Consider the following 10,187-nt stretch of genomic DNA (forward strand, 5'->3'; position numbering starts at 1 on the left):
CGTCACTTGGACGCGGTGGCCGCGCCGCCCAGCCGGGCGAGTTCGCGCCGGATGCCGGCGATGTCGCTGTCGTTGCGCGCCATGGCGGCCTTCAGCTCCGCCACCCGGTCCAGGTACTTCTGGTGGTTGCGGTGCTCGGGGCCCATCTTCTCGGGCTCGCCGTTGTTCCATTCCCGGGCCAGCTCGGCCTGGCGCGATTCGGCCTTCCTGAGCTCGGCTTCCAGGATCAGCCGGGCATCGGCGTCGCGGGCCTTCTGCTCGGCCGAATCCACCTTCTGGCCGGGCTGGGCGGCCGGCGCGGCGGAAGGCACCGCGGCCACGCGAACCGTGGCCTGCGAGTTGACCCTGGTGCCCTCCACCACCGTCACGTTGCCTCCCTCGACCAGCTTGCAGCCCTGCGCCTGCGCCTGGGCTGCGTCGTTGGTGTAGGTGTTGCCGCAGCGGTAGATGCGCGTGCCCTGCGCCTCCGCGGCGGTGGCTGCCAGCAGGGCGGCAAGCGAGACAGTGAGGGCGGACTTCATCGGGACGGCTCCACGGGCGTGCGTGCCCAGGACGGCCTGCCAGTATGGCGCAACCGATGAGGATTGCAAGGCAAGCTCATGATTCGCAAGGCAAAAAGCGACAAAGCACCGCGCGGGCGGTGCTTCGGGGCGACGGGCGGACGACAACCGTCCGCTTCACGCGCGGCGCGGCTTCGTGCCGCGGGCTGGCACTTACAGGCTGTAGTACATGTCGAACTCGATCGGATGCGTGGTCATGCGGAAGCGCTGCACCTCGCCCATCTTCAGCTCGATGTAGGCATCGATCATGGCCTCGCTGAACACGCCGCCCTTGGTCAGGAAGGCGCGGTCGTTGTCGAGGTAGTCCAGCGCCTGGTCCAGGCTGTGGCACACGGTCGGGATCTTGGCGTCCTCCTCCGGCGGCAGGTGGTACAGGTCCTTGGTGGCGGCCTCGCCCGGGTGGATCTTGTTCTCGACGCCGTCCAGCCCCGCCATCAGCATGGCCGCGAAGCCCAGGTAGGGGTTCATCAGCGGGTCCGGGAAGCGGCACTCGATGCGCCGGCCCTTGGGGTTGGCCACGTACGGGATGCGGATCGACGCCGACCGGTTGCGCGAGCTGTAGGCCAGCTTCACCGGCGCTTCGAAACCGGGCACCAGCCGCTTGTAGCTGTTGGTGCCGGGGTTGGTGATGGCGTTGAGCGCGCGGGCGTGCTTGATGATGCCGCCGATGTAGTACAGGGCGAAGTCCGACAGGCCGGCATAGCCGTCGCCGGCGAACAGGTTCTTGCCGTCCTTCCAGACCGACTGGTGCACGTGCATGCCCGAGCCGTTGTCGCCGACGATCGGCTTGGGCATGAAGGTCGCCGTCTTGCCGTAGGCGTTGGCGACGTTCTGGATCACGTACTTCTGCAGCTGGCTCCAGTCGGCGCGCCGCACCAGCGTGTTGAACCGGGTGCCGATCTCGTTCTGGCCGGCGCCGGCCACCTCGTGGTGGAACACCTCCACCGGGATTCCCATCTGCTCGAGGATCAACGCCATCTCGGCGCGCATGTCCTGCGTGCTGTCGATCGGCGGCACCGGGAAGTAGCCGCCCTTGGTGGTCGGCCGGTGGCCCTTGTTGCCGCCTTCGATCTTCTTGCCGGTGTTCCAGGGCGCCTCGTACTCGTCGACCTCGACGAAGCAGCCGCTCGGGCCGGCCGCCCAGCGCACGTCGTCGAAGATGAAGAACTCGGGCTCGGGGCCGAAGAAGGCGGTATCGCCCAGCCCGCTCGCCTTCAGGTAGGCCTCGGCGCGCTTGGCGATGGAGCGTGGATCGCGGTCGTAGGCCTTGCCGTCGCCCGGCTCGAGCACGTCGCACGAGAGGATCAGCGTGGTCTCCTCGAAGAAGGGGTCGATGTTGGCGGTGTCCGGGTCCGGCATCAGCAGCATGTCGGAGGCCTCGATGCCCTTCCAGCCGGCCACCGAGGAGCCGTCGAAGGCGTGGCCCGAACTGAACTTGTCTTCGTCGAAATGGGACACGGGCACGGTGACGTGCTGCTCCTTGCCGCGGGTGTCGGTGAAGCGGAAGTCGACGAACTTGACCTCGTTCTCCTTCACCATCTTCATCACGTCGGCGACGTTCTTGGCTGCCATCGGGGTTCTCCGGTTGGATGGTTCGTTGCGAATGGACGGGCCAGGGAATGCAGGTTCTGTGCCAAAGCTGGTGCATGGCGGCTGCACGGGGGCGGCGCGCCGGCCCGAGCGGCGCCGGCCCCTCGCGCAGGCCCTGGGCCCTGCGAAGGATGAGTTACGCACCACATCGGTGCACCGAAGCTGCGCCGTCCTGGTGCGCGGATGCTAACGCACCAATTCGGGGCCGAGGCGGGCGCCCAGGGATTTCAAGCCATCCAGCAAGTGCGCAAAGGCCGGAGCGACCGCCGCGGGTTCGCCCTTGACGCCCAGGTCGATGTGGCGGCCGTACTCGGGGTGGTCCACGCTGGGCAGGCTGAACACCCGGATGGCCGGGTGGTCGCGCTCGACCTGCTCCATCAGCGGCGTGAGCGCGGCTTCCATCGCGCCGAACACGATGACCGATCGCTCCTGCCAGGTGCCCGGGCGGAACAGGTGGGCGTACTGCCGGTCCAGCACCCACTCGATCATGGGCCAGGCCATCACCGGAAAGCCGGGCGTGAAGTGCACGTGGCCCACGCTGAAGCCGGGGATCTTGTTGTAGGGGTTGGGGATGATGCGGGCGCCCTGCGGGAACACGCCCATGTTCAGGCGGTGCACGTTGTCGTCGCGATCGGGCTCGTAGGGCACGCCCTGCTCGCGCGCGATGTCCTGCATGCGCTCGCGGATCAGGGCTTCGGCTTCGGGGTGCAGTTGCAGGGGAACGCCCAGCGCCCGCGCGGCGCACTGGCGCGTGCGGTCGTCCGGCGTGGCACCGATGCCGCCGCAGGAGAACACCACCGCGCCGGAGTCGAAGGCGCGCCGCAGGGTGGCCGTGATCCGATCCGCCACGTCGCCCACGTAGTCGGCCCAGGCCAGTTGCAGCCCGCGCGCGCCGAGCAGCTCGATCACCTTGGGCAGGTGCTTGTCGGCCCGCTTGCCCGAGAGGATCTCGTCGCCGACGATGACCAGGCCGAATTCGGTTGTCGAGGGCGAGGGCGGGGCACTCATGGGCCGCATTGTTCCACGCCGCACGCGGCAGCCGCCAGCCGGGCCGATCAGGCCGGCGCGCCGCTCCGGCGCAGCCTGAAGACCCGGCCGGCTTGCGGAGGGTCGGGGCCGCAGGCTGAACGGAGTCAGTCCGCGCGGGCCTGCTCGCGCGCGGCCCGGATGCCGAGCGCTGCCAGTGACGACTCCCCGGGCGCTGCCGCGCCGGCCGCGGGGTAGCCGGGCAACAGGAACATGATCCTGACGCGCATGCCGTCCGCCGCCTCGGTCCATAGCCGGCCGCCATGGGCTTCGACGATGGAATGGCAAATCGACAGGCCCAGGCCCGCGCCGCGGCGATCCTCGCTGCCGCCTTGCCAGAACGGCTGGAAGAGATGGTCCATTTCCTCGGCACGCAAGGGAATGCCGGTATTGGTCACGCCGAATTGCACGCCGCTCGGCACGGCCTGGGCACCGACGACCACGCGGCCATTCCTGTCGGTGAACTTGCGCGCGTTGTCGAGCAGGTTGGCGAAGACGCGCCCGATGCGGTCCGGGTCCGCCAGCACCATGGCCAGCTCGCCTTCAACCTGGACTTCCAGTTCCAGCCCGCTCTGGCCGAACAGCGGCAGGCTTGCCTCCACCGCCTTGTCCACCAGCATCCGGGCAGGAACCGGAACCGCCTGAAGCGTGGATTGGCCCGCACGCATGGCCGAGAGCGCAAGCAGGTCATCGACAAGGCCGCCCATGGCGCGCGCGACTTCAAGGATCGCCCCGGCACCAGCGACCACTGCCTCGCCGCCGGGCATGGAGCGTCCCTTGTGCTCGAGGGCGGCCGCCCGCAAGGCGAGGACATTCAAAGGATTGCGCAGGTCATGCGCGACCACCGCCAGGATGTGTTCCCGCTCGCGCACCGCGCTGCGCAACTGCTCCTGCGTGCGGTACAGATCGGTCACGTCTTCGTCGAGGGCGACAGAGCCGGTGATCTCGCCCGTGTCGGAGCGGATCGGCGCCGCCCAATGCTGCAGCGTCTTGTGCGAGCCATCGACGCGCTGGACCCGGATCAGTCCGCAGCGCATGGTCTGGCCGCATCGGACGGCACGCGCCAGGCCGTACTCGTCTTGCGCGACCGGCTCGCCCGTGTCGACCCACCAGCCCGCGAAGCCGCCGGACTTGCCCGCGCCGGCAGGCCCGGTGCCTTGCCACATCGCATCGCGGGCCGGATTGGTCTGCGCGATGTCGCCCTTGCTGCCGGTGATTGCCACGCCGACGGGCAGCAGGTCGATCACCGTCTGCAGCAGGCGCTCGCTGGCGCGAAGCTTCTGCTGGGCCTCGTACAGCTCCGTCACATCCTCGTCCACGACGGCCGCGCCGGTGATGCGCCCCTGCTCGTCGCGCAGCGGCGCCGCGTACTTGGCCACTGTCTTGAAGGAGCCGTCGAAGCACTGCATCCGCACCAGCGCCTTGGATGTGGACTCCCCGCGCACCGCCCGCCGGGCCGGCCAGTCGGCATGCACGATGCGCTGTCCGCTCTCCACCCACCAGGCCTTCATCTCGCCATGCAGCGGCCCGCCCGGGGCACCACGCCACAGCTCCCGCGCAGCCCGGTTGGTGCGGACGATGCGCCCCTGGCCATCGGCGAGCCGCACGCCCGTGGGCATCAGCTCGAACACCGCCTCGAGAAGGCGCTCGTTGTCGCGCACGGCGCGCTGCAGGCGCAAGGTCTCGCTGATGTCCTGGAACACGACCAGCGCCGCCGGCATCCCCCCGCTGGCGCCCGACACAGGCGCCGCACAGCACAGGACCGGCACCCTGCTGCCATCGTTGTGCCGGATCAGCAGCTGGGCCGGCCCCGTCGCCTTGCCGTGCGCGAGCGCCTGACTGGAGGGCAGCGCCTCGAAAGGCACGGCGCGCCCGTCCGGGTAGAGGATCCGTTGTGCGTACTGTGCTGCCCCGGCGCCTTCCGACAACGGCATGCCGAGCAGTTGCTGCGCCGCGCTGTTGAAGGTGATGTGGCCGCCTGGCTGGACCAGGACGACGCCCGCCGGCAGCCGTTCGATCACCCCCAGCAGCGTGGCGCGGTCGATCTCGGCCTGCTCCTGCAGCGCCTGGCGTTCGGGCCTCCAGTACCAGCCTGCCCGAGATGTCGCGCACGAAGCCCTGCCACTGGCCATTGGGCAGGATGTTGGCCCTCACCTCCACGTCCGTCCAGCTGCCGTCCTTGCGCCGCATCTGCCAGAGGCTGCAGCTCGCGGCGCCGCTGGCCATGGCCTGCTTCAGCTGCACCAGGCGGTCCCGTTCCTGCGGCCGGATCAGATCCGGGATGGACATGGCCAGCAGTTCCTCCCGGCTCCAGCCCAGGAGGTGGGAGGCAGCGACGTTGACGTACGTGTAGCGGCCCTCCAGGTCGGCCACGAAGATGGCGTCGGGCGCCATCTCGAGAAGGGCCTGCTGATCGCATGCCACGGAGGCTGAAACGGTCGAGCTCGTCATCACGAATCCTTTCGCGCGAGGGATCTGTGGCGCCGATGCGAAGCACCCGATATGTTCCGATGCCTCAGCTGCGCCGCCTTGCGCTGGATCAAGGACGATCGGGCGGTCGCATCGCTCGAGCTCGCAACCCAACCGTGGGCGCCGTCCCGCTAACATCGCCGCGATGGACTGCATCGAAGTCAATGGCGTGGGGCTGGAGGTCCTGCGCATCGCCGGCCCGCAGGGGCGGCAACCCATCGTGTTCCTGCACGAAGGTCTGGGATCGGTGGCCCTGTGGCGCGACTGGCCGGCGCAGGTCTGCGCGGGCACCGGGCGTTCCGGCATCGTGTACTCGCGCCGCGGCTACGGGCGATCGGACCCGATCGCCGATGTGCGTGGCGCCGGCCGGCTGGAGCCGGACTACATGCACCGCGAGGCCTTCGAGGTGCTGCCCGGGGTGCTGCAGGCGCTGGGCCTGCAGGCCCCCGTGCTGCTGGGCCACTCCGACGGCGGCAGCATCGCCCTGCTCTACGCCAGCCGCCATCCGCTTTCGGCCTGCATCGTGATGGCCCCGCACGTGATCGTGGAGGACATCTCCGTACAGTCGATCGCCCAGGCCCGCGACGCCTATGAGCGCAACGGCCTGCGCGAGCGGCTGGCGCGCTTCCATGCCGACGTCGACGTGGCGTTCTGGCAATGGAACGACGCCTGGCTGGACCCGCGCTTTCGCGCCTTCGACATCCGCGAGGACTGCCGGCGCATCGAGGCGCCGGTGCTCGCGATCCAGGGGGTGGACGACGCCTATGGCACGCTGCGCCAGATCGAGGAGATCGCCCCCACGCGCGGGCCGTTCGAGATGGCCGTGCTGCCCGACTGCGGCCACTCGCCGCATCGCGACCAGCCGGAGGCGGTCACCCGCCGGATCGCGGATTTCCTGGCCGGCCGCGACTGAACCGGCCTGCAGGCCTCAGCCGCCCTGCAGCCGGGCCAGGTCCCCCGCCTCCAGCCACTTCCACTGCCCGGGAGCCAGGTCGCCCGGCAGCGCGAGGCCGCCGATGCGCGAGCGGTGCAGCTGCTCCACCCGGTTGCCCGCCGCCGCCACCATGCGCTTGACCTGGTGGTACTTGCCCTCGGTCAGCGTCAACGCCAGCCGGTGGCTGTCCAGCCGCTCGCAGGCGGCGGCGCGCACGGGGCGCGGGTCGTCGTCGAGCACCACGCCGCCCAGCAACCGCTGCAGCAATCCGTCATCGACGGCATGCCTGGCCGTGACCTCATAGACCTTGGGCACGTGGCGCCTGGGCGAGCTCATGCGGTGGATGAAGGCGCCGTCGTCGCTCAGCAGCAGCAGTCCGGTGGTGTCCTGGTCGAGCCGGCCGATCGCCTGCACGCCGGGCGTGCCCTGGCGCTGCGGGCGCTGGCGCAGCGGCGCCGGCAGCAGTGTGTAGACGCTCGGCCAGGCGGAAGGCCGCTGCGAGCATTCGTAGCCGGCCGGCTTGTGCAGCAGCACGTAGGCCTTCCCGTGCCAGGTCCACTCCTGGCCCTGCACCGTGAAGCGCAGCCCGTCCGGGACGAATTCGGCGGTGGCGTCGGTGCACGGCTGGCCGCCCACGCGGACCAGCCCCTGCTGGACCAGCCCGGCGCACACGCGCCGGGTGCCGAAGCCCTGGCTGAAGAGGATCTGCTGCAACTGCATGGGGCGCGCAGTATGCACCGCCGGCCCTTCCGTCGCTTCTCGCAACGCCGGGCCGGGCGGCGGGCCGCTCACCCCCGCATGGTGCCCGGCAGCCACAGGGCGATCTGCGGCCACAGCATGACCAGCGCCATCACCGCGATCATCAGCAGCACGTAGGGCGCCGAGCCGCGCACGATGGCGCCCATGGGCGCCTGGGTGATGGCCTTGATGGTGAACAGGTTCATGCCCACCGGCGGGGTGATCTGCGCCAGCTCCAGGTTGATCACCAGCAGCACGCCGTACCAGATCGGGTTGATGTCCAGGTGGTGCATCACCGGCAGGATCACGGGCGTGGTGATCAGGATGATCGCGATCGACTCCAGGAACATGCCCAGGATGAAGACCAGCCCCATCATCACGACCAGGAAACCGGTCACGCCGATGTCGGCCGCGGTCACGGCTTCCACGATCTGCTGCGGGATGCGCAGCTTGGTCAGCACGTGTCCGAACACCGAGGCGCCCGCCAGGATCATGAACAGCATGGCCGAGATCCGGCTGGCGTCGATCGCCGCGTCCCAGATCTCCCGCAGCCCGAGGGTGCGGTAGATCACGACGCCGACGAACAGCGCCAGCCAGGCGCCGGCGGCCGCCGCCTCGGTGGCCGTGAAGAGGCCGGCGTACATGCCGCCCAGCACGAACACCGGCAACGACAGCGCCCACAGCGACTTGCGGATCGAGGCCATCGCTTCCGCCAGGCTGGCGCGCGGCTCGCGCCGGATGTGGCGGTGCTTCAGCGCCGTCGTCACCATGCTGTAGGCGACGAAGACGCCGGCCATCACCAGGCCCGGGATGATGCCGGCCATGAACAGCCCGCCGATCGAGGTGTCGGTGGTCACGCCGTACAGGATCATGGGGCCGGAGGGCGGGATCAGGATGCCCAGCGTGCCGCCGGCGGCAACCAGGCCGTAGGCCGCGCGCGGGTCGTAGCCGAAGCGGATCATCTGCGGGATGGCGACCGCGCCGATGGTCAGCGCCGTGGCGACGCTGGAGCCGGAGATCGCGGCGAAGATGGTGCAGGCCAGGATGGTGGCGATGCCCAGGCCGCCGGGCAGGTGGCGCGTGAGCGTGTACGCGGTCTGGTACAGGTCGTCCACGATGCGGCTGCGGATCATCACGTAGGCCATGAAGGCGAACAGCGGGATCGCCACCAGCAGGTAGCGGTTCATCTCGCCGAACATGACCTCGGTGACGGACCCCAGTTCGCCCTGGGTCGCCAGCAGCAGCCCGCCGCCGAAGACGGCCAGGCCGGCGAAGATCGGCAGGCCGGTGAACAGCAGCAGGAGCAGCCCCGCGAACAGCAGCGCGATGGTCATGGGGTGTCCTGGGGCACGTCCTGCGCGTGCGGCGACTTGAAGCTCAGCACCTGGCCGGTGCAGGCGCGCCACAGCGCCTCCACGGTGGTCAGCAGCAGCAAGGCACCGCCCACCGGCATCAGCAGCATCAGCCACCAGGTGGGCCACTCGAGGTGCCCTTCGGTGACCAGGCCCAGGGTGCGCGCGAGGGTGGCGGTCTGCCAGCCGTTGACGATCAGCACCACCGCGACCACGCCCGAGACGAAGGCTGCCCAGGCCAGTGCCCAGCGCCGGCCCCTGGGCGGCAGCTGCTCCACCAGGATGTCGACGCCGATGTGCTCGCCACGGCGGAAGGTCTGGGCCGCGGCGAGCAGCACGATGGCCACGAGCAGGAAGCCGACCACTTCGTCCACCCACACCGGCGCGGCGTTGAAGAAGTAGCGCATGACCACCGCCCAGCCGATCAGGGCCAGGGACAACAGCGTGCCCGCCGCCGACAGCGCCATGGCGCCGGCGGACAGGAACGCCACGGACTGGCTGAGGATGCGCAGGGCCGGGCCCTCGGCCCGCGCGTGCGGCGGGCTGCTCATGACCGAATCGTGCATTCGCGCCGGCCGCCTCAGAGCTTGTCGATCATCTTAAGCAGCTTCTCGCCGTCGGCGCCGGTCTGGGAGAGGAATTCCTTCTTCACCGCGGGCTGCATGGCCTCGGCCATCACCTTCTCCTGCGCCTTGGTCAGCGCCACCGCCTGCATGCCCTTCTCGTTGAGCACCTTCACGTCTTCCGGCGGCACGCCGTCCTCCTGGCGGATGGAGCGCTGCACCGCCCGGTCGGCGGCCTTCTGGATCTCGCCGCGCACGTCGGCCGGCAGGCCGTTCCACCAGGCCGGGTTCACCACCAGGTTGTCGAAGGCCAGGATGATGTTGGAGGCCACCCCGTACTTCTGCACCTCGTAGAACTTGCGGCTGTTGGCGGCCTTCACGCCGGTGAAGCCGGCGTCCAGCACGCCGGTCTGCAGCGCCTGGTAGACCTCCGAACCGGGCATCGCCGAAGGCTGCGCACCCATCGCCGACAGGCCGGCGTCGAACAGCTTGTTCAGGCCGCGGATCTTCAGGCCGGCGAAGTCGGCGGGGGCGACCAGCGGCTTCTTGGCGGAGGTGAAGATGCCGTCGTTGGTGTCGACGATCCAGGCGATGTTCTTCACGCCGCGCTCGGCCATCTTGGCGTCCAGCAGCTTGGCCGCCTCCGAGCCCATGAAGGCCTTCTGCTTGGCGACCGACGTCATCAGGTAGGGGATGATGGTCACGCTCATCTCGGGGATGGTGCCGCCCCACTGGAAGTTCAGGATGGTGGCGGCCTCGATCTTGCCGCTGGCCACCGCGGGGTGGTTCTGGTTGGGCTTGAACAGCTGCGCGGCGCCGAAGATCTGCACGTCCACCTTGCCCTGGGTGGCCGCTTCGACGTCCTTCTCGAACTGCGCCAGGTTCAGCGCCGTGTGGTGGGTCGGCGGGAACTGGTGGCTGATGCGCATCGTGTGGTCGGCGGCAAGGGCCGGGC

The 10,187-nt window shown here is 69.7% G+C and carries 9 protein-coding genes and 1 pseudogene; 1 reads left to right on the forward strand and 9 read right to left on the reverse strand.

The annotated features are described in order from the left end of the window. Window positions 1–2: 2 nt before the first annotated feature. From V6M57_RS09625 to V6M57_RS18520, 5 genes and pseudogenes are all read right to left on the reverse strand, one after another. Window positions 3–521 (reverse strand): hypothetical protein, encoded by a 519-nt coding sequence (locus V6M57_RS09625; RefSeq protein WP_332814769.1) that lies wholly within the window; start codon window positions 519–521, stop codon window positions 3–5. A gap of 192 nt (window positions 522–713) precedes the next feature. Further along, a complete protein-coding gene (glnA, locus tag V6M57_RS09630) occupies window positions 714–2,132 on the reverse strand; it encodes a type I glutamate--ammonia ligase (RefSeq protein WP_332814770.1) in 1,419 nt (472 codons plus the stop codon). Window positions 2,133–2,336: 204 nt separating this feature from the next. Beyond that, window positions 2,337–3,158, reverse strand: a complete 822-nt coding sequence (locus V6M57_RS09635; protein WP_332814771.1) for a competence/damage-inducible protein A — start codon at window positions 3,156–3,158, stop codon at window positions 2,337–2,339. A gap of 125 nt (window positions 3,159–3,283) precedes the next feature. Next, window positions 3,284–5,308 carry a sensor histidine kinase gene (locus tag V6M57_RS09640; RefSeq protein WP_332814772.1) on the reverse strand — a complete coding sequence of 675 codons (2,025 nt, stop codon included), beginning with the start codon at window positions 5,306–5,308 and terminating at the stop codon, window positions 3,284–3,286. A gap of 7 nt (window positions 5,309–5,315) precedes the next feature. After that, a pseudogene (locus tag V6M57_RS18520) lies at window positions 5,316–5,864 on the reverse strand (PAS domain-containing protein); the annotation flags it as partial. Here V6M57_RS18520 and V6M57_RS09645 point away from each other — a divergent pair. Then, a complete protein-coding gene (locus tag V6M57_RS09645; RefSeq protein WP_332814773.1) occupies window positions 5,791–6,558 on the forward strand; it encodes an alpha/beta fold hydrolase in 768 nt (255 codons plus the stop codon). The pseudogene V6M57_RS18520 and the gene V6M57_RS09645 overlap by 74 nt on opposite strands. A gap of 15 nt (window positions 6,559–6,573) precedes the next feature. On the opposite strand, the gene V6M57_RS09650 is transcribed toward V6M57_RS09645, so the two are convergent. The 4 genes from V6M57_RS09650 to dctP form a co-directional block, all read right to left on the reverse strand. Then, window positions 6,574–7,299 (reverse strand): pseudouridine synthase, encoded by a 726-nt coding sequence (locus V6M57_RS09650; protein WP_332814774.1) that lies wholly within the window; start codon window positions 7,297–7,299, stop codon window positions 6,574–6,576. A 68-nt stretch (window positions 7,300–7,367) separates the two neighbouring features. Next, complete coding sequence (locus V6M57_RS09655) at window positions 7,368–8,651, reverse strand: TRAP transporter large permease (RefSeq protein WP_332814775.1); 1,284 nt, start codon at window positions 8,649–8,651, stop codon at window positions 7,368–7,370. Beyond that, on the reverse strand, window positions 8,648–9,220 hold the full coding sequence (locus V6M57_RS09660; RefSeq protein WP_332814776.1) for a TRAP transporter small permease: 573 nt from the start codon (window positions 9,218–9,220) through the stop codon (window positions 8,648–8,650). The genes V6M57_RS09655 and V6M57_RS09660 overlap by 4 nt, the downstream gene beginning before the upstream one ends. Window positions 9,221–9,249: 29 nt before the next feature. After that, window positions 9,250–10,187: TRAP transporter substrate-binding protein DctP (gene dctP / locus V6M57_RS09665; RefSeq protein WP_332814777.1), on the reverse strand; the 938-nt coding region annotated here is incomplete at its 5' end.

It is taken from the genome of Ramlibacter sp. (assembly GCF_036676645.1).
Classification (GTDB): domain Bacteria; phylum Pseudomonadota; class Gammaproteobacteria; order Burkholderiales; family Burkholderiaceae_C; genus Ramlibacter.